The organism is Pseudomonas sp. NC02 (genome assembly GCF_002874965.1).
GTDB lineage: Bacteria > Pseudomonadota > Gammaproteobacteria > Pseudomonadales > Pseudomonadaceae > Aquipseudomonas.
The window spans coordinates 353743-379193 of record NZ_CP025624.1 but is presented as its reverse complement, the minus strand read 5'-3'; the positions used below and the strand labels follow the sequence as shown (position 1 = coordinate 379193).

The following is a 25451-nucleotide window of genomic DNA, read 5'->3' as shown; positions in this document are numbered from 1 at the left end:
CGCGCAGTTTAACGCGAGTCGGGGCGTATTTCCTCCTATCAGAGGATTTAAACCCAATAGAGTTCATGGACTTTATTTAACGTGCCACCGGTGGCTTGCGCAGCAAACTGTAGGCCATGGCGCCCAGGGCCGCCACACCGAGCAGCAGCACGGCCCAAAGACCGAGCTTTTTCCAGTTCGGCCCGGCAACAACCGGGGCCGCGACCGCAGCCGATGTGACCACCGCCTCGCCCGCCACCTTGGCCTGCCCAAGCCCCGCGAGACGTTCGGCGCTGTAGTCCGGAATCAGGGTCGACAGCGGCAAGTTCGCGCCTTTCACCGACGGATTGCCGAGCACAAGGGTGAACGGTGGCTCGCCCCGCGCCAGGAACACCAACTGCGTGGCCCGCACCGCAAAGCTCAAGGTCGGCGCCTCCACGCCCAGGCCACCACCACGCTCGTCCACGTCGAGCTTGAGCTGCGCAACAGCCTGGCCCGGCAACTGCAGTTCGTTCTGTAAAACGTCCTGGCCATTTTGCGTCAACCGGTAGAGCAAACCGCTGCTCATGGGCTGCCAGGCCTGATTACTTTCCCGGCGGCCCGACAAGGTGACCGGCGCCAGGCTGTTGGGTTGGCTCAAGTCGATTCGCAAGCGTTCGACGTTCAGTGCGTTGGGTAACTGCCAGCTGTATTCCCCGGCCTTGAGCCGGCTGCCCGACAACGGCTGCGACCACACCAGCGGCAACGGCAGGTTGTGGGCGCTGACACTCTCCAACTGCGCCGACGTCAGCGCCGGTGCCGCCTGGCCTTTCCACAGCAGACGCAGATACCGCGCCGACTGCCCCGGCAAACTCACTTCATGCTGCTCGACGCGCTCATCGGCAAACGACAACCGCGCCACCTGCCCTTCGCCCCACGCGCGCCAGTGCTGCAAGTCGTCGCTGGCTTCGATGCTGAAACGCTGGAAGCCGTCGCGCTCGCTCGTCCAGTCGAGGATCAGTTGCTGCAACGGGGCCTTGATCGCACTCGCGTCGAGCAACCAGCCGCGCAGGACCTCTTCGCCGGCCTCCAGTTGGCTCGGCGGCTGCACTTGCACCAGCGTGCCGGTGGACGTGGATTGCACACGCACGCTGGGCACGGCTTCGGAGGAGTCAGCCGCAGCGTACAACGGGAACCACTTCACGTTGGACAGGCTGCGGCTTTCGGTGCTTTGCGCCGACTGCCGCGCCAGCGCGTAAGCCTGGGGCTCGCCATCGGCGTTGAACACCCGCACATCACTCAGGTCGGCCTGACGGGCGCTCAATTGCACCGCCAGCGGCAGTTCCAGGCGGTACCACGGGCCTTCGCCACTGACCGTCAGCGGCACACGCGTGGTGAAATCGGCGGGCGTCTCCTGGGCCCAGGCCGATAACGTCGTGCACAACCCCAACAGCGCCACACTCAACTTGCCCATCAAGAAGCCACTCCTTCAGTTTCAACCACCGGCTCGGGGCGCTTGGGGGGCAGCGGGGCGAAATAGCCCACCACCAGCAACAGCCCGCCCACACCGATAAACGATACGATCCGCGCCAGCCCGCCACGGTTGCTCAATTCGACGAAGAACAATTTGGCCACCACCACGGCAATCAATGCCGCACCGATCAGCCACACCTCACGCCGATGACGCAGATGGCCGCCGATCATCAGGCTCAGGGCAATCAGGGTCCACACGATCGACAGCCCGGCCTGCACCAGCATCGACTCCAGCAACGCATCCAGATGGAACGGCACGCCACCCCAGTGATGAGCCGTGCGCATCACCAGCGCGGTGAAGAAGGCGAACAACGAGACACCGGAGACCGCCTGGGCGACCAGTTCGGCGCGCGGCCCGCGTTGCGGTGCGGCACTGCGGGACCACAGGTACACACCCAACAGCGCGAATAGCAATCCAATATCCAGCGGGTTAAGCAGCGGCACATACGGCAGCGGCTCGGCGGTGCCGTCGCTGAAGATATTCGCCAGCCAGAACCAGCCGAGCATCAACACCGCCAGCGGCAACGCGGCATACAACCGGTACTCGCGCGGGTACGCCGACACCGGCCACGGCCAACTGCGTGGCGCGACGGCCAGCACCAGGTATAGGCTCGGCAGGATCGCCCAGCCCAGCCAGCGCCAGGCGTTGTATTCCTCGGACAGCAGCAACAGGCCGTAGCGCAGCTCCAGCGCCAGCACGCCGATCAGCAGCCAGCAACCAAGCACATGCGCGGCGCTCAGGGCTTTCTCCGGAATGACCGAAGCCAGGCGTCGCAGCGACACGAAGTGCACCGCAAACACCGCTGCCCATGCCAGCCAGGCGAAGTTCGCCGCCGGGTGATAACGCGAGCCCCACGCGCCCAGCAACACCACGCCCACCGCCGGCATCAACAGCGTGCACAGCAAGCCCAGCGACGCCCATTGCAGCCTCAGGGCCAATACCGCCCAGATCGCCACACTCACCGCCGCTACCGCCAACAGCCAGGTGCCTTGCAGCATCGACGGTGCAAAACGCAGCACTTCGCTGACCAACGCCAGCGTCCACCAACCCGCACCCCACACCAGCAGCACGTCGGACAGCCGCTGCAAACTCAACGCCTCGAACACCGGCGCATGAGGCCTGCGCTGCAAGCGCCAGGCACCGACCAGCGCTGCCAGCCCGAGCACCATTGGCGTCCAGAAGCCGCTATGACCCAAAGGACGCAAGCCTTCGCTGGTCAGCGGCCCGAGCAGGTCCGGCACCGCGATCAGGAACGAAGCGCCGCCGATCACTTGCAGCAACAACCCGAAGACAAAACTGACGCGCTGTTGCAGGTACAGGCTCAGCCAGATGATCAACAAACCACTGGCCGCCCACACGCCGCTGGCGGTCTCCCACGGCAGCACAAACAGCACCGCCAGGTTGATCAGCACCAACCCGGCGAGCAACACCACCGACAGGCCACGCAACAACCGCACATCGCTGCGCACCATGGTGTCCCGCGCGGCCAGCAGCATGCCGCCGATCAATGCCAGGCCAATCAGCGATGCGGTGAGCAAGCCGCTCCAGCCCGCACTGAACACCGCGCCTGAATCAGCACCCGCTTGCAGGCGCAGCAGGAACAGCGCGCCACCCAGCAGTTGCACGGCAAACGCGGTGAAGAGGAACGTACGCGAGCCGATGCGCAGGCCCACCAGCAAGGTCGCAAGACCGGCAAGCGCCCAACTGATGGCCGTGCCCTGGGTCCACAGCAGCAACGGTGCGAGCAGGTACAAGAAGCCCAGGCCGACGCAGGCCAATACCGGCAAACCTCGACGCTCCCACTGCGCCGCGTGCTCCACCGGCGCCTTGCGCAATTGGTCGAAACTGAACAGCAAGGCCGCCCCCAGCAACAACGCACCCAAGGGTGCACCGTCCAGCAGGCTGGTCTCGCCAATCCGCAATTCGCTGAGGAACGCCAGCGCCGAACCGACTTGCAACAGCAAGCCAAACGCCCGTGCCAAAGGCCGCTGCTGACGCAGGCCGAGCCAGAAAATCCCGGCGCCTTCCACGGCCCAGGCCGCCGCGGTCCAGCGTGCGTCGAGGCCCAACGGAATCGCCAGGCTGGCGAAGATCACACCCAGCGCCAGGCAGGTTTCCGCCAGCAGCAAGGCGCGCCCGCCACTCAGCAAACGAGCCAGGCCCATATAGATGATGCCCAGGGCCAGCGCGCTGAACGCAGCGGCAAATTCCAGGTGCTGCACCAGCGCAAACTGCAAACCGAAGCCCACCAGCGGCGGACCGAACAGCATGCTGCCGTCGACATAATCGCCCTTGGCCGCCGACCAGCGCAGCAACGCGCCACGGCTGTCATCGTCCGGCGCGTCGCGCATCTCCAGCAACTTGCGCCGGGCGAACAACAGGCCGATGCCCAGGTACATCAGGAAAAATAGAATCAGGAACGGCTCGGTGCTCCACAGCAGCTCCGGTGTATAGGAGCGCATGCCCCAGGCGAAGCCGATGCCGAAGGTGCCGACAAAACCGATCAAATTGAGCAGGCGCCAGGCCTTGAACCAGGCGATGGCGAGAATGCCTGCGTTGAGCAGGGCGAAATAGCTGAACAGCGCCACATGGTTGCCGGCGCCAGTGGACGTGAGGATCGGTGCCGCAAAACCGCCGAGTGCAGCGGCGCAGGCCAGGCCGAGGGCGTCCTGGGTAATCGCCAGGATCGCCGAGAAAACGGTGACCGCCACCAGCAAGCCGAGTGCCGCGCCGGGGTCGAGCAGCGGGTGCAGGCGCATCGCGGCGAACACCGTGAGGTACAACACCGCAATGCCGGTGCCCTGCAGCATCAACCCGTAATTACTGTTGCGCAGCCGCAGCCACCAACCCAGGCCCAGCAGTGCCAATGCGCAACCGGCGACACCTGCGTAACGCAACTCGATTGGCACCACCATGCCTTCAGTGGCATAGCGCAGCAGGAAGGCCAGGCCGAGGAACAACAACACCACGCCGACCCGCAGCACGGTGTTGCCACCGAACAGCCAGTTGCGGGCACCGCTGATTGCGCGCTCGATAAAGTTGGGGCCGCGAGGCACCGCAGGCGCGGCAGGCTGTTCAGGGATTTTCGCGCTCGGTTCGGCCCGCCACACATCAGCCGGCAATGGCTGGCTGGGTTCGGCCACCACGCTTGAGTAGGCAGGTTCCAGTTCGGCGGGTAATTCCCAGACGAGTTCAGGCGGCGCCGCTACCGGCAGCGGCTCTTCGACAAACACAGGTCCGGGGGTTTCAACGGCAGCAGGCCTTTCCAGCAAGGCCAGGCGTTGCTCGACCACTTTCAGGGCGTTGCGGGCAGACTCCAGCTGACGGCCTTGTTCCTCCGTACGCGAGGCGAGCATCGACAGGCGAATCGCCTGGCCAATGCCCAAACCGAGCAGCGCACCAATGCCCGCATCACTGAACGACTCGTCGAGTGTCCAGCCGAGCACCAGGCCAATCAGCATGAAAATCCATTGCATGGTCGATATCCATAAGCAGCCCGAAGCGGGCAAAGGCGATGCTCAGTATATCGACACGGACCCCATGTGGGAGCGGGCTTGCTCGCGAAGGCGGTGGATCAGTCACAAATTTGTCGACTGACACTGCGCTTTCGCGAGCAAGCCCGCTCCCACATTTTTTATTGCAGTGTCTAATCCAACGCTTTCCAGATTTCCGTCGCGTATTCGCGGATGGTCCGGTCCGACGAGAACCAGCCCATGCGCGCGGTATTGAGCACCGCCGAACGCCACCATTCCTTGGAGTCGTGCCAATGGGCCTCGACCCGCGCCTGGGCATCCCAGTAGGAATCGAAGTCGGCACAGACCAGGAAGCGGTCGTAGTCGATCAGCGAATCCACCAACCCGGCATAACGGCCCGGATCATCCGGTGAGAACACCCCGCCACGAATCGCTTGCAGCACATCATTCAAGCGATGGGACGCGGCGATCTCTGGCCCGGCGTTGAACTCGCCCGCGTGTTTGCGCGCTTCCACCTGCTGGGCACTGAGGCCGAAGATGAACATGTGGTCGGCACCCACGCGCTCGTGCATCTCGACGTTGGCGCCGTCCATGGTGCCGATCGTCAGCGCGCCGTTGAGGCCGAATTTCATGTTGCTGGTGCCCGAGGCTTCAAAGCCAGCGGTGGAAATCTGCTCCGACAAGTCGGCCGCCGGAATGATGCTTTCCGCCAGGCTGACGTTGTAGTTGGGCAGGAATACCACCTTGAGCAACCCGCGCACGGTAGGGTCGTTGTTGACGGTACGGGCGATGTCGTTGGTCAGCTTGATGATCAGCTTGGCCTGGTGATAGCTGGCCGCGGCCTTGCCGGCGAAGATCTTCACCCGCGGCACCCAGTCGGTGCCCGGCTCGGCCCGGATCGCCTGGTACAGCGCGACGGTGTGCATCAGGTTCAGCAGCTGGCGCTTGTACTCGTGGATCCGCTTGACCTGCACATCGAACATCGCCGCCGGGTTGACCGAAATCCCCAGGCGCTCGTGAATGATGTCGGCCAGTGCCCGCTTACTGTGCAGGCGCTGTTCGGCGAAGGCCTTGCGAAAGGCTTGCTTCTCGGCAAACGGTTCCAGGTCTGCCAGGCGCTGTTCGGGGTTATCCAGCACGTCCGGGCCCAGTGCCTCCACCAGCATCGCCGTGAGCTTGGGGTTGGCCTGGTACAGCCAGCGGCGGAAGGTAATGCCGTTGGTTTTGTTGTTGATGCGGTCCGGGTAGAGCTTGTGCAGTTCGGAGAACACCGTGCTGCGCATCAGTTGAGTGTGCAGGCCGGATACGCCGTTGACACTGTGGGAGCCGAGGAACGCCAGGTTGCCCATGCGTACGCGGCGACCGTTGTCTTCTTCGATCAGCGAGACGGCACGCAGCACGTCGAAGTCATGGATGCCCTTGGCCCGCAGCGAGTCGATATGCTGGGCGTTGATCAGGTAGATGATCTGCATGTGCCGCGGCAGCATGCGCTCCATCAGGCCGACCGGCCAGGTTTCCAACGCCTCGGGGAGCAAGGTGTGGTTGGTGTACGACAGCGTTTCGACGGTGACGTCCCAGGCGGCATCCCACGGGATGTCGTGCAGGTCCACCAACTGACGCATCAACTCGGCCACCGCGATCGACGGGTGAGTGTCGTTGAGTTGAATGGCCGCGTGCTCGCCCAGGCTCAATACCGAGCCGTGCATATTCTTGTGGCGACGCAGTAGATCCTGCAACGAGGCGGAGACGAAGAAGTACTCCTGGCGCAGGCGCAGCTCCTGCCCTGCTTCGGTGCTGTCGGCCGGGTAAAGCACTCGGGAGATGCTTTCGGCGCGGGCCACTTCGGCGACGGCGCCCAGGTGGTCACCGGCGTTGAAGCGTTCCAGGTGCAGGTCTTCGACGGCCCGGGCGCGCCACAAGCGCAGGGTGTTGACGCTGGCGCCGCGCCAGCCGACGACCGGGGTGTCATACGCCACCGCGCGTACGGTTTCATTCGGCGACCAGACCTGGATCGACTTGCCGGACGCATCCAGCACGGTTTCCACACCACCGCCAAAGCCGATCGGGTAGATCACTTCGGCGCGCTCGAACTCCCAGGGGTTGCCGAAATCCAGCCAGCGTTCGGTTTGCTCCTGCTGCCAGCCATCGACAATCGCCTGGCGAAACAGGCCGTGCTCATACCGAATGCCATAGCCATGGCCGGCGATGCCCAGGGTCGACATGCTTTCCATGAAGCAGGCCGCCAGGCGGCCAAGGCCACCGTTGCCCAGGGCCGCGTCGGGCTCCAGCAGGCGAATGCGCTCCATGTCCACACCCAACTCGCTCATGGCCTCACGGGCCACGTCCAGCAAGCCAAGGTTGCTCAGGCTGTCGTAGAGCAGACGGCCGATCAGGAATTCCAGCGAGAGGTAATAGACCCGCTTCTGTCCCTTGCGGTAGATGTGCCGCGTGTGGTCCATCCAGTGGTCGACCATGTGGTCGCGGGCGGCCAGTGCGATGGCTTCAAACCAATCGTGGTCGAAGGCGTGATCGGGGTCCTTGCCCACCGCATAGGTAAGTTTGGTCAAGACGGCATCGCGAAATGCGGCTACCTCTGCTTCTCGTACAAGCGGTTCCTGAGACATCGATGCGACCTCGGGCGAGATAGAAGGAGTTGCTAGAGCCTAGACGGTCTGACAGACGGTAGACGCTCTGGTTCGGCAGTTTTTTAACTCATTCACCTTTGCGGGAATTTGATGCAGGGGCCGTGCCCGTTTGTGGCCCGGCACAGCCTTCGAGCTGAAAGCTGGAAGATATTGTTCAAAAAACCACCAGTTCCGGTATGATCCCGCGCCGGATAACACCCCTCTTGGAAACCTGATGAAGCCTCAACTGATCGCCGCCGCGGAACTCGACCGTCTCGAGACCTGGCAGAAATACTCAAGCCATATGTGTGGCGGCTGTGTGTCGAGCTGCTGCACCCTGCCGGTTGAGGTGAAGATCAAGGACCTGATCCGCATCGGCATCGTCGATGAGTTCGAGCGTGGCGACCCGCCGAAGAACATCGCCAAGCGCTTGCAGAAGGAAGGCATCGTCGAGCGCTTCAACGCCAAATCCGAGATCTTCACCCTGCAGCGCATGAGCAACAACGATTGCCTGTACCTGGATCGTAAGAGCCGCTTCTGCACTATTTATGACAAGCGCCCGGATACTTGCCGCAATCACCCGAAAATCGGGCCGCGCCCGGGGTATTGCGCGTACAAGCCGAAGGAAGTGGTGCGCGAGACCAGGTTCAAGACCCTCGACAAGTTCTGATCCAGATTTTTTATTGCTTGAACTACCGCTTTCGCGGGCAAGCCCGCTCCCCCACTTGACCTCATTCATCCTGAAAAAACGCGGTCGAATGTGGGAGCGGGCTTGCTCGCGAAGGGGCCCGCACAGTCACTACAGATATTGCAGGCATAAAAAAACGCCCCCGGCCTTTCGACCGGGGGCGTTTTTCATTCAGCCTGAGTTAACTCAGTTCTTGGCTTTCTTGGCAGCGCGGGTACGCTCGCCTTCGTCCAGGATCTTCTTACGCAGGCGGATCGACTTAGGCGTAACTTCGCACAGCTCGTCGTCCTGGATGAATTCCAGAGCCTGTTCCAGGGTGAAGCGAACAGGTGGAACCAGAGCGATGGTTTCGTCTTTACCCGAAGCACGCATGTTGTCGAGCTTCTTGCCTTTGGTTGGGTTGACGCCCATGTCGTTGTCACGGCTGTTCAGGCCAACGATCTGACCGTTGTAGATCTCTTGACCGTGTTCAACGAACAGCTTGCCACGCGCCTGGAGGGTTTCCAGGGAGTAGGTCAGCGCCTTGCCGGTTTCTACCGATACCAGAACACCGTTCTGACGGCCGGACATGTCGCCGGACTTCATGGTGTCGTAGCGATCGAAGATCGAGGTCAGGATGCCAGCACCGTTGGTCAGGGTCAGGAACTGGTTACGGAAACCAATCAGACCACGAGCAGGGATGTTGTATTCCAGACGCACACGGCCTTTGCCATCCGGCACCATGTTGGTCAGGTCGCCCTTACGCAGGCCCATCTCTTCCATGACCTTGCCCTGGGATTCTTCAGGGGTGTCGATGGTGACGTTTTCAAACGGTTCCTGCTTCACGCCGTCAACCTGACGGATGATCACTTCAGGACGACCAACGCCCATTTCGAAGCCTTCGCGACGCATGGTTTCGATCAGTACCGAGAGGTGCAGCTCACCACGGCCGGAAACCTTGAACTTGTCAGCCGAGTCGCCTTCTTCAACGCGCAGAGCAACGTTGTACAGCAGCTCTTTGTCCAGACGTTCCTTGATGTTACGGGAAGTCACGAACTTGCCTTCTTTACCGCAGAAAGGCGAGTCGTTTACCTGGAAGGTCATGGAAACGGTTGGCTCGTCAACGGTCAGAGGCTTCATCGCCTCGACGTTGTCCGGCTGGCACAGGGTGTCGGAGATGAACAGCGAGTCCATACCGCTCACACACACGATGTCACCGGCAAACGCTTCTTCAACGTCGATGCGGTGCAGGCCGTGGTGACCCATCAGCTTCAGGATACGACCGTTGCGCTTCTTGCCGTCGGCGCCGATGGCGACCACCGGAGTGTTCGGCTTGACGCTACCACGAGCGATACGGCCAACACCGATAACACCCAGGAAGCTGTTGTAGTCCAGTGCCGAGATTTGCATCTGGAACGGGCCTTCACGGTCAACTTTCGGAGCCGGTACGTTGTCGACGATCGACTGGTACAGCGGGGTCATGTCTTCAGCCATGTCGGTGTGTTCCAGACCGGCAATGCCGTTCAGGGCCGAGGCGTAGACGACTTTGAAGTCCAGCTGTTCTTCGGTGGCACCCAGGTTGTCGAACAGGTCGAAGATCTGGTCCAGAACCCAGTCCGGACGCGCGCCTGGACGGTCAACCTTGTTGATGCACACGATCGGACGCAGGCCGGCTTCGAAAGCCTTCTTGGTCACGAAACGGGTTTGCGGCATAGGGCCGTCTTGAGCGTCAACCAGCAGCAGAACGGAGTCAACCATCGACATTACGCGTTCAACTTCGCCGCCGAAGTCGGCGTGGCCCGGGGTATCCACGATGTTGATGTGGTAGCCGTTCCAGTTGATGGCGGTGTTTTTCGCCAGAATGGTAATACCGCGCTCTTTCTCCTGGTCGTTGGAGTCCATCACGCGCTCGTCGTTGAGCTCGTTGCGCTCCAGGGTGCCGGATTGACGCAAGAGTTTGTCTACCAGGGTGGTCTTACCATGGTCAACGTGAGCAATGATGGCGATGTTGCGTAGATTTTCGATCACTTGTGTATCTCGATCAGAGGATTCGGTGTGCTGACAGGTCGTGGCAGCGATTAACAGTAGAGTCAGGCCTTGCCGTTACAGCTTGACGGCAGAGTCGGGGGGCCGGTGACGCAGGCCACAGGCAAACAGCCCCGGGCTCTTAGCTCGGTCGATAAACGCGCACATTGGCATGCCCCTCACTGAGCAAATGGTGGGCATGCAGGCGACTCATCACGCCTTTGTCGCAATACAACAGGTACTGACGGCTGTCATCCAGTTCCTTGAAACGCGCATTCAATGCATAGAACGGCAGCGTTTGTACGTCGATGCCAGCAATTTCCAGCGGCTCGTCTTCAGCGGCATCCGGGTGACGGATGTCGATGATGATCTGACCGGCCAGAGCCTCGCTGACTTCTTCGATCTGCAAATCCTGGCCCAATTCGTCGATAACCCGATCGATCGGCACCAGCTTGGCGTTCTCAAGCGCACGCTCGAGCACCGCCATATCGAACTGTTGTTCTTCGTACTCCACGCGGTTGCGCTTGGCGTGGGTCTTGGGGTTCACCGAGATGACCCCGCAATATTCCGGCATGTGCTTGGCGAAATCCGCCGTGCCGATCTGGGTCGCCAGGTCGATGATGTCTTGCTTGTGACTGGCGATCAGCGGGCGCAGTACCAGCTTCTCGGTCACAGAGTCGATCAACGAAAGGTTCGGCAGGGTCTGGCTGGACACCTGGGAAATCGCTTCACCGGTGACCAGTGCGTCGATTTCCAGCCGATCCGCGATTCGGGACGCAGCGCGTAACATCATACGCTTCAATACTACGCCCATATGACTGTTATCGACTTTCCCGAGAATTTCTCCCAGGACTTCCTCGAACGGTACGCTGACAAACAGCACCCGTTGCGAGCTGCCGTACTTCTTCCAGATGTAATGCGCGACTTCCATCACGCCCAATTCGTGTGCACGCCCGCCCAGGTTGAAGAAGCAGAAGTGGCTCATCAGCCCGCGGCGCATGATCTGGTAGGCCGCGACAGTGGAATCGAAACCGCCGGACATCAATACCAGGGTCTGTTCCAGGGCACCCAGCGGGTAGCCGCCGATGCTGTCGTGCTGGCTGTGGATCACAAACAACCGTTGGTCGCGAATTTCCATCCGCACTTCAATTTGCGGCTCTTTCAGGGAAATTCCGGCAGCGCCGCACTCGCGACGCAGCTTGCTGCCCACGTATTTCTCGACATCCATGGAGCTGAACGGGTGCTTGCCGGCGCGTTTGCAACGCACTGAAAACACCTTGCCTGCCAGCACATCGCCGTAGTGCTGCTTGCACTTTTCGGTGATGTCGTCGAAGTCGCCCAGCGGGTACTCGTCGACCTGCAGGAAATGCGCGATGCCCGGCACGCAGCTCAGGCGCTCGGTCATGTCCTTCAGGGCCTTGGGGTCTGTGAGGCGGGTTTCCAGCTCGAGATTGTCCCACACACCATTCACCACCACAGCCGGGTCCAGATCGCGGAGCACGGCACGGATGTTCTTGGCCAATTGACGGATGAAACGCATCCGTACCGGTCGGCTCTTGATGGTGATCTCGGGGAAGACTTTAACGATTAATTTCATGAAAACAGCGCGCGCAGGCCCAGCCGAAAAAGGGGGGCGCGGATTATAGCGGAAATCGCTCAAGGTTTAACCAGTTAATATGCAACTGACCTTTCGCGCACCAAAACGGGTCATAAACCAAAATAAGCGCTACATTGCGGTGCGCAATTTCTTCCGTTTCAGCGGATTGCACCTTTATAGGGGCGTTTTTGTGGCAAAAAACCCATGTCGGGGCACTGGCATGCAATTTGCTCTCTTGTGAGGCAGGTTGCCTTGGTCGAGTATTCGCGCCGGCATCACCCACATTCTAAGGGCTACTCCACTACCCCAGCCCGAAGCCACCCGGAGGACACTATGTCGAAGTCGGTTCAACTCATCAAAGATCATGACGTCAAATGGATTGATCTGCGCTTCACGGACACCAAAGGCACTCAGCACCACGTGACCATGCCGGCTCGCGACGCGCTGGATGACGCCTTCTTCGAAGAAGGCAAAATGTTCGACGGCTCCTCCATTGCCGGCTGGAAAGGCATCGAAGCTTCCGACATGATCCTGATGCCGGACGACAGCACTGCCGTACTCGACCCGTTCACCGAAGACCCAACCTTGATCATCGTCTGCGACGTGATCGAGCCTTCGACCATGCAGGGCTACGACCGTGACCCACGTGCGATCGCCAAGCGTGCCGAGGAATACCTGAAGTCGACCGGTATCGGCGACACCGTATTCGTAGGCCCGGAACCAGAATTCTTCATCTTTGATTCGGTCAAGTTCAAGTCCGACATCTCTGGCTCCATGTTCAAGATCTTCTCCGAACAAGGTTCGTGGATGTCCGACCAGGACGTGGAAGGCGGCAACAAAGGCCACCGTCCAGGTATCAAAGGCGGCTACTTCCCGGTTCCTCCGTTCGACCACGACCACGAAATCCGTACCTCCATGTGCAACGCCATGGAAGAGATGGGCCTGGTCATCGAAGTTCACCACCACGAAGTGGCGACTGCCGGCCAGAACGAAATCGGCGTGAAGTTCAACACCCTGGTTGCCAAGGCTGACGAAGTTCAGACCCTGAAGTACTGCGTACACAACGTGGCTGATGCCTACGGCCGTACCGCTACCTTCATGCCTAAGCCTCTGTACGGCGATAACGGTTCGGGTATGCACGTTCACCTGTCCATCGCCAAAGAAGGCAAGAACACCTTCGCTGGCGAAGGTTATGCCGGCCTGTCCGACACTGCCCTGTACTTCATCGGCGGTATCATCAAGCACGGTAAGGCCCTGAACGGCTTCACCAACCCGTCGACCAACTCCTACAAGCGTCTGGTTCCAGGTTTCGAAGCTCCGGTAATGCTGGCCTACTCGGCTCGCAACCGCTCCGCCTCGATCCGTATTCCTTACGTGTCCAGCCCTCGCGCTCGCCGTATCGAAGCCCGTTTCCCGGATCCGGCAGCCAACCCGTACCTGGCCTTCGCTGCCCTGGTCATGGCCGGCCTGGACGGTATCCAGAACAAGATCCACCCTGGCGATGCCGCCGACAAAAACTTGTACGACCTGCCGCCTGAAGAGGCCAAAGAGATCCCACAAGTGTGCGGCAGCCTGAAAGAAGCCCTGGAAGAGCTGGACAAGGGCCGTGCGTTCCTGACCAAAGGCGGCGTGTTCAGCGACGACTTTATCGATGCCTACATCGCCCTGAAAAGCGAAGAAGAAATCAAGGTCCGCACCTTCGTACACCCACTGGAATACGAGCTGTACTACAGCTGCTGATCCGGTAGCGCTGCGTAACGCGGCGTGATGAAAAAGGCCTCCTTCGGGAGGTCTTTTTTTTGCCCGCAAAACCCTGTGGGAGCCGGCTTGCCCGCGAAAAATTCAAAGGCACCGCATTTCTTCAATACTTACGCGTTATCGTTAACGACCTTCGCGAGCAAGCTCGCCCCTACAGAAGAGGGATCTGCCTTGAAACTCAAAATTGGGTTCATCTTGCTGGCCATCAGCGCCAATGTATTCGCAGCACCACCCACCCTCGCCCCGCTGCTCGACAGCATTGCCGAACGCCTGGCGATTGCCGACCAGGTGGCACTGAGCAAATGGGACAGCCACAAGCCCGTCGAAGACCGCCCACGGGAGCAGGACGTGATCGCCAGCGTCGTCGCCCAGGCGCCGAGCTACAAACTGGCACCGGCACAGGCCGAGCAGTTTTTCTCGGCCCAGATCGAGGCGAACAAACTGGTGCAGTACGCCCACCTTTCCGACTGGCAGCTGCAAGGCAAGGCGCCGAATGACCCACGCCCGGATCTGGTCGGCCAGATCCGCCCTAAACTGGACCTGCTGCAAAAACGCCTGCTGCAACAGCTGGCGGACTTCACCCCGGAGCGCACCAACCCGCAATGCCCGCAATGGCTGGCCCAGGCCAATCACGCACCTGCCAAAGACGCGCTGCACCAACTGGCAATGATCCGCGCCACCGCCGAGCTGTGCCTCTATAAAATCTAAAATTGCGAACGCCATCAAAAATGTGGGAGCGGGCTTGCTCGCGAAGGCGGTGTGTCAGTTGATATATGCATGACTGACACGCCGCCTTCGCGAGCAAGCCCGCTCCCACAATTTAGATCCGACCCATTCAGCCAATCAGTCGCTGCCACCAGCTTCCTGAACAGACTTTTCAAATTCGCACTATATTGGTGCGATACGCTGCACCCTTCCCACTTACGCAACCCATTTTGGTTCGAAACTTCCCGTCCAAGCTGGCAGAACGCCACAGTTTCGCGCCTTAAGCCCCCATTTCAGGGCTTTAACGCTTCTTTTCGGAGCTTTGGTTTGGTTTTTGCATTTTCCTTGTATCAGCGTGTGCCTCAAGCCCGCGCCTTGCTCCAAAAGAGGTCCTAATGACCATCAGCGACGCACTGCACCGCCTGTTACTCGACAACCTGACCACCGCGACCATTCTGCTCAATGACGAACTGCGCCTTGAGTACATGAACCCGGCGGCGGAGATGCTGCTGGCCATCAGCGGGCAGCGCAGCCATGGGCAATTCATCAGTGAGCTGTTCACTGAGTCGGCCGAGGCCTTGAGCTCGTTGCGCCAGGCCGTGGAGCAGGCGCACCCGTTCACCAAGCGCGAAGCGATGCTCACCGCCCTCACCGGCCAGACCCTCACCGTCGACTACGCGGTAACACCGATCCTCAGCCACGGCGCCACCTTGTTGCTGCTGGAGGTGCATCCCCGCGATCGCCTGCTGCGCATCACCAAGGAAGAGGCGCAACTGTCCAAGCAGGAAACCAGCAAGATGCTGGTGCGCGGCCTGGCCCATGAGATCAAGAACCCCCTGGGCGGGATTCGCGGTGCCGCACAGCTGCTGGCCCGCGAGCTGCCGGACGAAAACCTCAAGGACTACACCAACGTCATCATCGAGGAAGCCGACCGCCTGCGTAACCTGGTAGACCGCATGCTCGGCTCCAACAAGCTGCCGTCGCTGGCAATGACCAACGTGCACGAAGTGCTGGAGCGGGTTTGCCAGTTGGTGGAGGCCGAAAGCCAGGGCTGCATCACCTTGGTGCGCGACTACGACCCAAGCATTCCCGACGTATTGATCGACCGCGAGCAGATGATCCAGGCGGTGCTCAATATCGTGCGCAACGCCATGCAGGCCATCAGCAGCCAGAACGAGCTGCGCCTGGGGCGCATCAGCCTGCGCACCCGTGCCCTGCGCCAGTTCACCATTGGCCACGTGCGCCATCGCCTGGTGACCAAGGTCGAGATCATCGACAACGGCCCCGGCATCCCTGCAGAACTGCAGGAAACCATCTTTTTCCCAATGGTCAGCGGCCGCCCGGACGGTACCGGGCTCGGCCTGGCCATTACCCAGAACATCATCAGCCAGCACCAGGGTTTGATCGAATGTGAGAGCCATCCCGGTCACACCACCTTCTCGATCTTTCTGCCACTGGAACAAGGAGCCCCATCGACATGAGCCGTAGTGAAACTGTCTGGATCGTCGATGACGACCGTTCTATCCGCTGGGTCCTGGAGAAAGCCTTGCAACAGGAAGGCATGACCACCCAGAGCTTCGACAGCGCCGACGGGGTGATGAGCCGCCTGGCTCGCCAGCAGCCCGACGTGATCATCTCCGACATCCGCATGCCCGGCGCCAGTGGCCTGGACTTGCTGGCGCGGATTCGCGAGCAGCACCCGCGCCTGCCGGTGATCATCATGACCGCGCACTCGGACCTGGACAGCGCTGTCGCGTCCTATCAGGGCGGCGCCTTTGAATACCTGCCAAAACCGTTCGACGTGGACGAAGCGGTGGCGCTGGTAAAACGCGCCAACCAGCACGCCCAGGAACAGCAGAACCAGGAAGCCCCGCCGGCCCTGACCCGTACCCCGGAAATCATCGGCGAAGCGCCGGCGATGCAGGAAGTGTTTCGCGCCATCGGGCGCTTGAGCCACTCCAACATCACCGTGCTGATCAATGGCGAGTCGGGTACCGGTAAAGAGCTGGTGGCCCACGCCCTGCACCGTCACAGCCCACGGGCGGCGTCGCCGTTCATTGCGCTGAACATGGCGGCGATCCCGAAAGACTTGATGGAGTCGGAACTGTTCGGCCATGAAAAAGGCGCGTTCACCGGTGCGGCCAACCTGCGCCGTGGCCGTTTTGAACAGGCCGACGGCGGCACGCTGTTCCTCGATGAAATCGGCGACATGCCGGCCGACACCCAGACGCGCTTGCTGCGGGTCCTGGCCGACGGCGAGTTTTATCGGGTAGGCGGGCACACGCCAGTCAAGGTCGACGTACGTATCATCGCGGCGACGCACCAGAACCTGGAAACCCTGGTGCACGCCGGGAAATTCCGTGAAGACTTGTTCCACCGCCTGAACGTGATCCGCATCCACATCCCACGGATGTCGGACCGTCGCGAGGACATCCCGACCCTGGCCCGTCACTTCCTCAGCCGCGCCGCCCAGGAGCTGGCCGTCGAGCCGAAGCTGCTGAAAAGCGAGACCGAGGAATACCTGAAGAACCTGCCATGGCCGGGCAACGTGCGTCAGCTGGAGAACACCTGCCGCTGGATCACGGTGATGGCTTCGGGGCGCGAAGTGCATATCAGCGACCTGCCGCCTGAGCTGCTGAGCCTGCCGCAGGATTCGGCACCGGTGACCAACTGGGAGCAGGCGCTGCGCCAATGGGCCGACCAGGCCCTGGCACGTGGCCAGTCGAACCTGCTGGACAGCGCTGTGCCGGCTTTCGAGCGGATCATGATCGAAACCGCCCTCAAGCATACTGCTGGACGTCGTCGCGACGCCGCCGTGCTGCTGGGCTGGGGCCGCAATACGCTGACACGCAAGATCAAGGAGCTGGGGATGAAGGTTGACGGTGGGGATGATGACGAAGGTGATGAGGCCTGATCACTAATCCCTGATCCACTGAAGATCTAATGTGGGAGCCGGGCTTGCCCGCGATGGCGCTGTGTCAGTCACTGGATTTATCGACTGACACAGCGCCATCGCAGGCAAGCCAGCTCCCACATTTGTTTTGTACCAGGCTAAGACCGTGCACCGCTTCAATGCACCACGAACCGGCATCGCGCACTTATCCAACGCCTGAAACCCATGCCTTGTTAAGAAAATATTAAAACCCAAAAAAGCCAAAGCCCCGTATTCCGGGGCTTTGCGCTTTCTGAAGAAATTTTTTGGCGCCACTTCGCAATTCTGGCACGCGCCCTGCAATAACCCTGTTACTACCCAGTTTCGGGGACCTTGGTACAGGCAGGCCGAGAATCCCCTCTTTAACACCCGGGGTGTTTGATGCGGATCGCGTCGCGCCCCACACCCGTTTCGGGAACCTCGGTACAGGCAGGCCGGGGATTCCCTCTTTAACACCGAAGCCTTTGGCTTCACCCCGTTTTGGGAGCCCTGGTACAGGCAGGCCGGGAACTCCCTTCTTTACACCCGGGGCTTATGAGGCAACGCGCCCATAGCCCCAGCCCGTTTTGGGAACCTTGGTACAGGCAGGCCGGGGATTCCCTCTTTTATTGCTCCTGGAGATGGATCTCCACCCGCCAGCGTCCATCGGCCTTCTCTCCCGACCACTCCCCGCGCAACGGCCGAGCCGCCACCAGGTTCAGCAGCAAGCCGCCATCGGTCTTGCGTACGCGCCAGTTCACATCCTTGTCATTGACCTTCAATTGGCCGCCCTGGGCCTTGCCAAGCGCATCGAACAGCAGCGCCACGGTGCCGTCGATATGCTCGCCGTGCAGCTTGGGTTCGCTGTTGAACCACACCACCAGGCCATCGGCGGCGGGCTCTACCTGCTGCAGCTCAACCGGGTCTGGCGTGGTCAGCCGGCCGATCATCAGGCCTACCATCAAGCCGACAATCGCCAACGAGCCTAAAACCCGTGGCAATAGCTTCGGCCTGGGGTCTTCTTCAGGGGTAGAATGCAGCGCATCTTTGCCTTCGGAGCCGTGCATGTTTCACGTCATCCTTTTTCAACCAGAAATTCCGCCGAATACCGGCAACGTTATCAGGCTGTGCGCCAACAGTGGCTGCCACCTGCATTTGATCGAGCCCTTGGGTTTCGACATGGACGACAAGCGCCTGCGCCGCGCCGGGCTGGACTACCACGAGTACGCCACCCTGCAACGCCACGCCGACCTTGCCAGCTGCCTGGAAAGCCTGAACCACCCACGGTTGTTCGCGTTTACCACCAAGGGTTCGCGGCCGTTTCATGATGCCAGCTTTGCCGAAGGCGACGCCTTCCTGTTCGGCCCGGAAAGCCGCGGCCTGCCGGCAGACGTGCTGGACGCCCTGCCAGACGGCCACCGCCTGCGCCTGCCGATGCGCGAAGGCTGCCGCAGCCTGAACCTGTCCAATACCGTGGCCGTCGCGGTTTACGAAGGTTGGCGGCAACTGGGGTTCAAGTAACACTGCATAACGAATGTGGGAGCGGGCTTGCTCGCGAAAGCGGAGTGCCAGTCAACGAAGATATCGACTGAAGTACCGCTTTCGCGAGCAAGCCCGCTCCCACATTGGATCGGCGTCGTTGCTCAGAACAGCTTACTGAACCGTTGGCGAGCCTTCCTGTTGCATGCGCTGCAGCTCTTGCGCATACAGGGCATCGAAGTTCACTGGAGCCAGCATCAGCGCCGGGAACGAGCCACGGGTGACCAGGCTGTCCAGGGTCTCACGGGCATACGGGAACAGGATGTTCGGGCAGAACGCGCCCAGGGTGTGGCTCATGGACGCTTCGTCCAGGCCCTGGATCAGAAAGATACCGGCCTGTTGCACTTCAGCGATGAAGGCCACTTCTTCGCCGTTCTTGACGGTGACCGACAGGGTCAGCACGACCTCGTGGAAGTCACCTTCCAGGGCCTTCTGACGGGTGTTCAGGTCCAGCGCAACGCTCGGGGTCCATTCCTGACGGAAGATGGCCGGGCTTTTCGGCGCTTCGAACGACAAGTCACGTACGTAAATACGCTGCAGGGAAAATTGTGGGCCTTGAGCTTCTTCTGCTGCCGCTTCGGTGTTCTGTTGGTCAGTCATCGCAGATCCTTCGTGATCTTGGGGTCTTTTAGGGGTTAGGAGTCAGACGTGAAGCAGCGCATCCAGTTTACCGGCGCGCTCGAGTGCGAACAGGTCATCGCAACCACCGACATGCTTGTCACCGATCCAGATCTGCGGCACGGACGTGCGTCCCGCTTTCTTGGTCATCTCGGCGCGCACCTGGGGCTTGCCATCAACCTTGATCTCTTCGAAGACAACGCCCTTTTTCACAAGCAGGGCCTTGGCCCGCATGCAATAAGGGCAATAATCGCTGGAATAAACGACAACCTGGCTCATATCACTTCACCAGCGGCAGGTTATCGCCACGCCAGCTGGAAATACCACCCGACAGTTTGGCGGCGTTGAAGCCGGTTTTCAGCATCTCGCGGGCGTGGGTGCCGGAGTGCTGGCCCTGGGCGTCGACCAGGATAATGGTCTTGGCCTTGTGCTTTTCCAGCTCGGCCAGGCGCGAAATCAGTTTGTCCTGGGGAATGTTCAGCGCGCCGACAATGTGACCGGCGGCGAAATCCTTGGCGGGACGAATGTCCACCACTACGGCCTCATCCTTGTTGACCAGGGCGGTCAGCTCGGACGTGCTGAGGCTGCGGCCACCGCGGCTCAATTCGTGAGCGATCAGCAGCGCCAGCAGTACGACGAACGCACCAGCGAGCAAATAGTGGGTAGTGGCAAATGCAATCAGGTGATCAACCATCAAGGAGGTTCCAGGGCGTTAAAATGGCGGTAAGTATACACAGCCGTCATGGTCGGCCAACCCCCGTAAAGCGGTGACGTGGTCGGAACTTCGCTTTAAACTGCCACTCCCTTTTCTATTCCCTTCATTCATTACCGCCGCGAGAGGATCTATGACTACTACGCCTAAACCTTTGGTCCTGATAATTCTCGATGGCTTCGGACACAGTGAAAGCCACCACGACAACGCCGTGTACTCGGCCAGCAAGCCAGTACTGGACCGTCTGAGCGCTACCGTTCCGAACGGCCTGATCTCGGGCTCGGGCATGGATGTTGGCCTGCCGGACGGCCAAATGGGCAACTCGGAAGTCGGCCATATGAATCTCGGTGCCGGACGAGTGGTCTATCAAGATTTCACCCGCGTGACCAAAGCGATCCGCGACGGTGAGTTTTTCGAGAACCCAAACATCTGCGCGGCAGTGGATAAAGCGGTCAAGGCCGGCAAGGCCGTGCACTTCATGGGCCTGCTGTCGGACGGCGGCGTCCACAGCCACCAGGACCACCTGATCGCCATGGCCGAACTGGCCTTCAAGCGCGGCGCCGAGAAGATCTACCTGCACGCGTTCCTCGACGGCCGCGACACCCCGCCGAAAAGTGCCCAGTCCTCCATCGAACTGCTGGATGAAACCTTCAAGACCCTCGGCAAAGGCCGCATCGCCAGCCTGGTTGGCCGCTACTTCGCCATGGACCGCGACAACCGCTGGGACCGCGTGGCACAGGCCTACAACCTGATCGTCGACGGCCAGGCCGAATTCAACGCCGCCACCGCCCAGGAAGGCCTGGAGGCCGCCTACGCCCGTGGCGAGAGTGACGAATTCGTCAAGGCCACCACCATCGGCGAACCGGTCAAGGTCGAAGATGGCGACGCCGTGGTGTTCATGAACTTCCGCGCCGACCGTGCCCGCGAGCTGAGCCACGTATTCGTCGATGCCGGCTTCAAGGACTTCGAGCGCGCCCGCCAGCCGAAAGTCGAATTCGTGATGCTGACCCAATACGCCGCCAACATCCCGGCCCCGTCGGCATTCGCCCCGGGCAGCCTGGAAAACGTGCTGGGGGATTACCTGGCGAAAAACGGCAAGACCCAACTGCGCATTGCCGAAACCGAGAAGTACGCCCACGTGACCTTCTTCTTCTCCGGCGGTCGTGAAGAACCGTTCCCGGGTGAAGAACGCATCCTGATCCCGTCGCCGAAAGTCGCCACCTACGACCTGCAGCCGGAGATGAGTGCCCCGGAAGTCACGGACAAGATCGTCGACGCCATCGAACACCAGCGCTACGACGTGATCGTGGTCAACTACGCCAACGGTGACATGGTGGGCCACAGCGGCAACCTGGAAGCGGCGGTAAAAGCCGTGGAATGCCTGGACCTGTGCGTCGGCCGCATCGTCGACGCCCTGGACAAGGTGGGCGGCGAAGCGCTGATCACCGCCGACCACGGCAACTGCGAGCAAATGTCCGACGAATCCACCGGCCAGGCCCACACCGCCCACACCACCGAGCCGGTGCCATTCATCTACGTCGGCAAACGTGACTTTAAAGTACGTGATGGCGGCGTGCTGGCCGACGTGGCACCGACCATGTTGATGCTGATGGGGCTGGAGAAGCCGAAAGAGATGACTGGCACTTCGATTCTGGTCTGACACAGTTCAGGGGTTGCTCAAAACAGGCAGCCCGTCAATAATGGACTTGAGCGCGAAACCAGTTGCCTCCAGCGGCGATAACTGGCGTAGGAACCCCGCAGATGGCTGGATATCCGCGTAGGGTGAGACCTCCACACCCCTGCTTGAGGGTGTGTATATGAATATCAAGCAAGCACTACTTAGGGCAGTTCGAAAGAGCTGCCCTTTTCTTTGGGCGTCACAAAAGCTCGTAACGCTTGTAGAGCAACTCACCATGACGATGCTTGTTCAAGGCCTTGGCGTCTGCCTGCATGAAGTTCCACAGCACATTGCCAGCCTGAATATTGACCACCACCAGTATCTGCCTCCTGGATTCATAAGCCCCAATGAATGCTAAACGGGCGGAGCAATCGCTATAAGCAACACGCCATATTTCCAGAGGCCCCGTCAATGTGTCCAAGGCGAACCTGACATAACGCTCTCTGGCGTCCTGCCGCTTTTCAACAATGTGCTGCAGACAGCTACGCCTGATCGCTATTTGCCCCAAAGGCGAGGCAACTTCCACTTCCGAACAGCTCGAATGGGCAATGCCAAAATGCATTGCGACTATATCGATGGCCGCTTCGACGTCATTGCCGGCGGCCACTTCCTCAAGTGGACGCGCTCGCAAAGCCCGATCCAGACTACGAAGGTCGGGAAGCCCATAATCAAGCCACGTTTGCTGGCCTTTTGACTCGTGAATACAAGGCATTACTGACTATGCCGACCGTCGGATTAACAGGGCCGAAGAGTCTATTCCGAGCGCAAATGCACCGTCAGGGCGGAGCATTTCAAGGCATTTCGCGAAGCACACAAAACAACTGCAGAAGCACGACACGACGCTCTCTACCGCTCGTCGCCTTCAAAGGGCTATGGGACTTGCCCACAATTGCTTGCAGAATGCGGCCACTGGGCACCTAACTTGCCTGCCAAGCCGAATTGGGCGTTTTTTTTGCAGCGCTTGGCGGGCATACTAGGCCGTCCCTTTCCCTGGTGTCGCCCGCCTCTATGCTTCGCGCCTTGATTACCCTTGCTCTTGTCTGCCTGCTCCAACCGGCGTTTGCCGATGAGCGCGCACAAACCCAACAACAGTTGGACGCTACGCGTCAGGACATTACCGAGCTGAAGAAGCTGCTCGGCAAGCTCCAGGAAGAGAAGTCCGGCGTGCAGAAAGACCTGCGCGGCACGGAAACCGAGATGGGCAAGCTGGAGAAGCAGGTCCAGGAGCTGCAAAAAGAACTAAAGAAGAGCGAGTCGGAACTGGAGCGACTCGACGGTGAGAAAAAAAAACTCCAGAGCGCACGCGTTGAACAGCAACGCCTGATCGCGATCCAGGCCCGCGCCGCTTACCAGAACGGCCGCCAGGAATACCTCAAGCTGCTGCTCAACCAGCAGAACCCGGAAAAATTCGCCCGCACCCTTACCTATTACGACTACCTGAGCAAGGCCCGCCTGGAGCAACTGAAAAGCTTCAACGAGACCCTGCGCCAGCTGGCCAACGTCGAGCAGGAAATCGCCAACCAGCAGTCGCAGCTGCTCGACCAGAAAACCGCCCTCGACAGCCAGCGCGACGAACTGGACAAGGTCCGCAAGGAGCGCCAGCAGGCGCTGGCCAAGCTGAATGACGACGTGAAGGCCCGTGACGCCAAGCTCCAGGCCCGCGAGCAAGACCAGGCCGACCTGGGCAAAGTCCTGAAAACCATCGAGGAAACCCTGGCGCGCCAGGCCCGTGAGGCAGAGCAGGCGCGGCAAAAAGCGCTGATTGCCCAGCAGGAAGCCGAAAAAAAGCGCGAGCGTGAAGCCGCCGAGGCAGTCGCCAGCGCCACTACCGACGCCCCGGCCCCGCGTAAACCGGCGCGTGCAGCGCCTGGCCCGCTGGTTTCCAGCGCCGGCGAATCCTTCGGCGGACCTTTTGCTTCAGCTCGGGGCAAACTTCCATGGCCAGTTGATGGTCGATTACTGGCACGCTTTGGTGAAACCCGTGGCGATGACACCCGCGCCAAGTGGGACGGTGTGATGATCAGTGCCGGTGCCGGCACCCAGGTCCACGCTATCCACGGCGGCCGTGTGGTATTCGCCGATTGGCTGCGTGGTGCAGGTTTGCTGGTGATTCTTGACCACGGTAATGGCTATTTGAGCCTTTACGGCCACAATCAAACTTTGCTTAAAGCGGCAGGTGATGTTGTAAAAGCCGGTGAATCCATCTCCACTGTCGGTAACAGTGGTGGCCAGGACACCCCGGCGCTGTACTTCGCTATTCGTCAGCAGGGCCGCCCGAGCGACCCGGCACAATGGTGCCGTACCCAAGGATAAGGGTCGCATCTACATTAGGAGTTCGTTCGACATGCTGCATTTGTCCCGCCTCACATCGCTGGCCCTGACGATCGCTCTGGTGATCGGCGCGCCTTTGGCATTCGCCGACCAGACCGCCCAGTCGGCCACGGCCGCGACCACCAAGGCCCCGCTGCCGCTGGACGAGTTGCGCACCTTTGCCGAGGTCATGGACCGGATCAAGGCCGCTTATGTCGAACCTGTGGACGACAAGACCCTGCTGGAAAATGCCATCAAGGGCATGCTCAGCAACCTTGACCCGCACTCCGCCTACCTGGGCCCGGAAGATTTCGCCGAGCTGCAGGAGAGCACCAGCGGTGAATTCGGTGGCCTGGGCATTGAAGTCGGCGCCGACGACGGCAACATCAAGGTCGTTTCGCCGATCGATGACACCCCTGCGTCCAAGGCCGGCATCCAGGCCGGTGACTTTATCGTCAAGATCAACGGCCAGCCGACCCGCGGCCAGACCATGACCGAAGCCGTCGACAAGATGCGCGGCAAGATCGGCCAGAAAATCACCCTGACCCTGGTGCGCGACGGCGGCACGCCGTTCGACGTGACCCTGACCCGCGCCACCATCACGGTCAAAAGCGTGAAGAGCCAGCTGCTGGAGTCGGGCTACGGCTACATCCGTATCACCCAGTTCCAGGTCAAGACCGGCGACGAAGTGGCCAAGGCCCTCGCCAAGCTGCGCAAAGACAACGGCAAGAAACTCAGCGGCATCGTGCTCGACCTGCGCAACAACCCGGGCGGCGTGTTGCAGGCAGCGGTGGAGGTGGTCGACCACTTCATCACCAAGGGCCTGATCGTCTACACCAAGGGCCGTATCGCCAACTCCGAGCTGCGCTTCTCGGCCACCGGCAACGACCTCAGCGAAGGCGTGCCGATGGTTGTGCTGATCAACGGCGGCAGCGCCTCGGCTTCGGAAATCGTCGCCGGCGCCCTGCAAGACCAGAAACGCGGCGTGCTGATGGGCACCACCAGCTTCGGCAAAGGCTCGGTGCAAACCGTGCTGCCGCTGAACAACGAGCGTGCCTTGAAGATCACCACGGCGCTGTACTACACGCCGAACGGTCGCTCGATCCAGGCCCAGGGCATCGTGCCGGACATCGAAGTGCGCAAGGCCAAGATCACCAACGAAGCCGACAGCGAGTTCTACAAGGAAGCGGACCTGCAAGGCCACTTGGGCAATGGCAACGGCGGCGCCGACCAGCCGACCGGCAGCGGCTCGAAAGCCAAGCCGATGCCGCAGGACGACGATTATCAGTTGGCCCAGGCGCTGAGCCTGCTCAAGGGCCTGAGCATTACGCGCAGCCGTTGA

The 25451-nt window shown here is 60.7% G+C and carries 19 protein-coding genes; 9 read left to right on the top strand and 10 right to left on the bottom strand.

The window, feature by feature from the left end:
* Nucleotides 1-76 precede the first annotated feature (76 nt).
* The 3 genes from C0058_RS01765 to C0058_RS01755 form a co-directional block, all read right to left on the bottom strand.
* Nucleotides 77-1432 carry a DUF3999 domain-containing protein gene (locus tag C0058_RS01765; protein ID WP_102367928.1) on the bottom strand — a complete coding sequence of 452 codons (1356 nt, stop codon included), beginning with the start codon at nucleotides 1430-1432 and terminating at the stop codon, nucleotides 77-79.
* Nucleotides 1432-4968 (bottom strand): DUF2339 domain-containing protein, encoded by a 3537-nt coding sequence (locus C0058_RS01760; protein WP_102367927.1) that lies wholly within the window; start codon nucleotides 4966-4968, stop codon nucleotides 1432-1434. The genes C0058_RS01765 and C0058_RS01760 overlap by 1 nt, the downstream gene beginning before the upstream one ends.
* 170 nt (nucleotides 4969-5138) lie before the next feature.
* Nucleotides 5139-7589: a glycogen/starch/alpha-glucan phosphorylase gene (locus C0058_RS01755; RefSeq protein ID WP_003217995.1), complete on the bottom strand. Its 2451-nt coding sequence runs from the start codon at nucleotides 7587-7589 to the stop codon at nucleotides 5139-5141.
* A gap of 235 nt (nucleotides 7590-7824) precedes the next feature.
* Between C0058_RS01755 and C0058_RS01750 the strand changes: the two genes are divergently transcribed.
* Nucleotides 7825-8259 carry a YkgJ family cysteine cluster protein gene (locus C0058_RS01750; RefSeq protein ID WP_003217996.1) on the top strand — a complete coding sequence of 145 codons (435 nt, stop codon included), beginning with the start codon at nucleotides 7825-7827 and terminating at the stop codon, nucleotides 8257-8259.
* A gap of 204 nt (nucleotides 8260-8463) precedes the next feature.
* On the opposite strand, the gene typA is transcribed toward C0058_RS01750, so the two are convergent.
* Together typA and thiI are read right to left on the bottom strand one after the other, a co-directional pair.
* The gene (gene typA / locus C0058_RS01745; RefSeq protein ID WP_003217997.1) at nucleotides 8464-10284 is read right to left on the bottom strand and encodes a translational GTPase TypA; all 1821 of its coding nucleotides are present in this window, start codon (nucleotides 10282-10284) and stop codon (nucleotides 8464-8466) included.
* Between the two features lie 139 nt (nucleotides 10285-10423).
* Complete coding sequence (gene thiI, locus C0058_RS01740) at nucleotides 10424-11878, bottom strand: tRNA uracil 4-sulfurtransferase ThiI (RefSeq protein WP_023659343.1); 1455 nt, start codon at nucleotides 11876-11878, stop codon at nucleotides 10424-10426.
* Between the two features lie 333 nt (nucleotides 11879-12211).
* On the opposite strand from thiI, the gene glnA reads away from it, so the two are divergent.
* The 4 genes from glnA to ntrC all read left to right on the top strand — a co-directional run bounded on the left by glnA (nucleotide 12212) and on the right by ntrC (nucleotide 17255).
* A complete protein-coding gene (gene glnA, locus C0058_RS01730) occupies nucleotides 12212-13618 on the top strand; it encodes a glutamate--ammonia ligase (RefSeq protein WP_003217999.1) in 1407 nt (468 codons plus the stop codon).
* Between the two features lie 189 nt (nucleotides 13619-13807).
* Nucleotides 13808-14344 carry a chorismate mutase gene (locus C0058_RS01725; protein ID WP_102367926.1) on the top strand — a complete coding sequence of 179 codons (537 nt, stop codon included), beginning with the start codon at nucleotides 13808-13810 and terminating at the stop codon, nucleotides 14342-14344.
* Between the two features lie 392 nt (nucleotides 14345-14736).
* Nucleotides 14737-15822, top strand: a complete 1086-nt coding sequence (glnL, locus tag C0058_RS01720; RefSeq protein WP_003218001.1) for a nitrogen regulation protein NR(II) — start codon at nucleotides 14737-14739, stop codon at nucleotides 15820-15822.
* On the top strand, nucleotides 15819-17255 hold the full coding sequence (ntrC, locus tag C0058_RS01715) for a nitrogen regulation protein NR(I) (RefSeq protein ID WP_008435682.1): 1437 nt from the start codon (nucleotides 15819-15821) through the stop codon (nucleotides 17253-17255). Before glnL ends, ntrC begins: the two co-directional genes overlap by 4 nt.
* Nucleotides 17256-17878: 623 nt before the next feature.
* On the opposite strand, the gene C0058_RS01705 is transcribed toward ntrC, so the two are convergent.
* Nucleotides 17879-18319: a hypothetical protein gene (locus tag C0058_RS01705; RefSeq protein WP_003218005.1), complete on the bottom strand. Its 441-nt coding sequence runs from the start codon at nucleotides 18317-18319 to the stop codon at nucleotides 17879-17881.
* On the opposite strand from C0058_RS01705, the gene C0058_RS01700 reads away from it, so the two are divergent.
* On the top strand, nucleotides 18318-18773 hold the full coding sequence (locus C0058_RS01700; protein WP_003218007.1) for a tRNA (cytidine(34)-2'-O)-methyltransferase: 456 nt from the start codon (nucleotides 18318-18320) through the stop codon (nucleotides 18771-18773). The two genes, C0058_RS01705 and C0058_RS01700, sit on opposite strands and share 2 nt — an antisense overlap.
* A gap of 132 nt (nucleotides 18774-18905) precedes the next feature.
* Here C0058_RS01700 and secB read toward each other — a convergent pair whose 3' ends face one another.
* The 3 genes from secB to C0058_RS01685 are packed head-to-tail and all read right to left on the bottom strand — an operon-like array spanning nucleotide 18906 to nucleotide 20103.
* Nucleotides 18906-19391 carry a protein-export chaperone SecB gene (gene secB / locus C0058_RS01695; protein WP_003218009.1) on the bottom strand — a complete coding sequence of 162 codons (486 nt, stop codon included), beginning with the start codon at nucleotides 19389-19391 and terminating at the stop codon, nucleotides 18906-18908.
* A 42-nt stretch (nucleotides 19392-19433) separates the two neighbouring features.
* On the bottom strand, nucleotides 19434-19688 hold the full coding sequence (gene grxC, locus C0058_RS01690; protein ID WP_003218011.1) for a glutaredoxin 3: 255 nt from the start codon (nucleotides 19686-19688) through the stop codon (nucleotides 19434-19436).
* A 1-nt stretch (nucleotide 19689) separates the two neighbouring features.
* The gene (locus C0058_RS01685; RefSeq protein ID WP_003218014.1) at nucleotides 19690-20103 is read right to left on the bottom strand and encodes a rhodanese-like domain-containing protein; all 414 of its coding nucleotides are present in this window, start codon (nucleotides 20101-20103) and stop codon (nucleotides 19690-19692) included.
* Nucleotides 20104-20254: 151 nt separating this feature from the next.
* Here C0058_RS01685 and gpmI point away from each other — a divergent pair, with 151 nt between their 5' ends.
* Nucleotides 20255-21781: a 2,3-bisphosphoglycerate-independent phosphoglycerate mutase gene (gene gpmI, locus C0058_RS01680; protein ID WP_087693337.1), complete on the top strand. Its 1527-nt coding sequence runs from the start codon at nucleotides 20255-20257 to the stop codon at nucleotides 21779-21781.
* Between the two features lie 217 nt (nucleotides 21782-21998).
* Here gpmI and C0058_RS32520 read toward each other — a convergent pair whose 3' ends face one another.
* Nucleotides 21999-22430 (bottom strand): PBECR2 nuclease fold domain-containing protein, encoded by a 432-nt coding sequence (locus C0058_RS32520; RefSeq protein ID WP_256346889.1) that lies wholly within the window; start codon nucleotides 22428-22430, stop codon nucleotides 21999-22001.
* Between the two features lie 377 nt (nucleotides 22431-22807).
* Here C0058_RS32520 and C0058_RS01670 point away from each other — a divergent pair, with 377 nt between their 5' ends.
* Together C0058_RS01670 and C0058_RS01665 are read left to right on the top strand one after the other, a co-directional pair.
* Nucleotides 22808-24112: a murein hydrolase activator EnvC gene (locus C0058_RS01670; protein WP_102367924.1), complete on the top strand. Its 1305-nt coding sequence runs from the start codon at nucleotides 22808-22810 to the stop codon at nucleotides 24110-24112.
* 31 nt (nucleotides 24113-24143) lie between these two features.
* Nucleotides 24144-25451 carry a S41 family peptidase gene (locus C0058_RS01665; protein ID WP_003218023.1) on the top strand — a complete coding sequence of 436 codons (1308 nt, stop codon included), beginning with the start codon at nucleotides 24144-24146 and terminating at the stop codon, nucleotides 25449-25451.

What these genes read in the sequence shown, in the direction of transcription:
- C0058_RS01750 (WP_003217996.1), top strand. Translation starts at nt 7,825, where the DNA reads ATGAAGCCTCAACTGATCGCCGCCGCGGAACTCGACCGTCTCGAGACC.
- C0058_RS01670 (WP_102367924.1), top strand. Translation starts at nt 22,808, where the DNA reads ATGCTTCGCGCCTTGATTACCCTTGCTCTTGTCTGCCTGCTCCAACCG.
- glnA (WP_003217999.1), top strand. Translation starts at nt 12,212, where the DNA reads ATGTCGAAGTCGGTTCAACTCATCAAAGATCATGACGTCAAATGGATT.
- C0058_RS01705 (WP_003218005.1), bottom strand. Translation starts at nt 18,319, where the DNA reads ATGCACGGCTCCGAAGGCAAAGATGCGCTGCATTCTACCCCTGAAGAA.
- ntrC (WP_008435682.1), top strand. Translation starts at nt 15,819, where the DNA reads ATGAGCCGTAGTGAAACTGTCTGGATCGTCGATGACGACCGTTCTATC.
- C0058_RS01755 (WP_003217995.1), bottom strand. Translation starts at nt 7,589, where the DNA reads ATGTCTCAGGAACCGCTTGTACGAGAAGCAGAGGTAGCCGCATTTCGC.
- grxC (WP_003218011.1), bottom strand. Translation starts at nt 19,688, where the DNA reads ATGAGCCAGGTTGTCGTTTATTCCAGCGATTATTGCCCTTATTGCATG.
- C0058_RS01760 (WP_102367927.1), bottom strand. Translation starts at nt 4,968, where the DNA reads ATGCAATGGATTTTCATGCTGATTGGCCTGGTGCTCGGCTGGACACTC.
- C0058_RS01685 (WP_003218014.1), bottom strand. Translation starts at nt 20,103, where the DNA reads ATGGTTGATCACCTGATTGCATTTGCCACTACCCACTATTTGCTCGCT.
- glnL (WP_003218001.1), top strand. Translation starts at nt 14,737, where the DNA reads ATGACCATCAGCGACGCACTGCACCGCCTGTTACTCGACAACCTGACC.
- C0058_RS01665 (WP_003218023.1), top strand. Translation starts at nt 24,144, where the DNA reads ATGCTGCATTTGTCCCGCCTCACATCGCTGGCCCTGACGATCGCTCTG.
- secB (WP_003218009.1), bottom strand. Translation starts at nt 19,391, where the DNA reads ATGACTGACCAACAGAACACCGAAGCGGCAGCAGAAGAAGCTCAAGGC.
- thiI (WP_023659343.1), bottom strand. Translation starts at nt 11,878, where the DNA reads ATGAAATTAATCGTTAAAGTCTTCCCCGAGATCACCATCAAGAGCCGA.
- gpmI (WP_087693337.1), top strand. Translation starts at nt 20,255, where the DNA reads ATGACTACTACGCCTAAACCTTTGGTCCTGATAATTCTCGATGGCTTC.
- C0058_RS01765 (WP_102367928.1), bottom strand. Translation starts at nt 1,432, where the DNA reads ATGGGCAAGTTGAGTGTGGCGCTGTTGGGGTTGTGCACGACGTTATCG.
- C0058_RS01700 (WP_003218007.1), top strand. Translation starts at nt 18,318, where the DNA reads ATGTTTCACGTCATCCTTTTTCAACCAGAAATTCCGCCGAATACCGGC.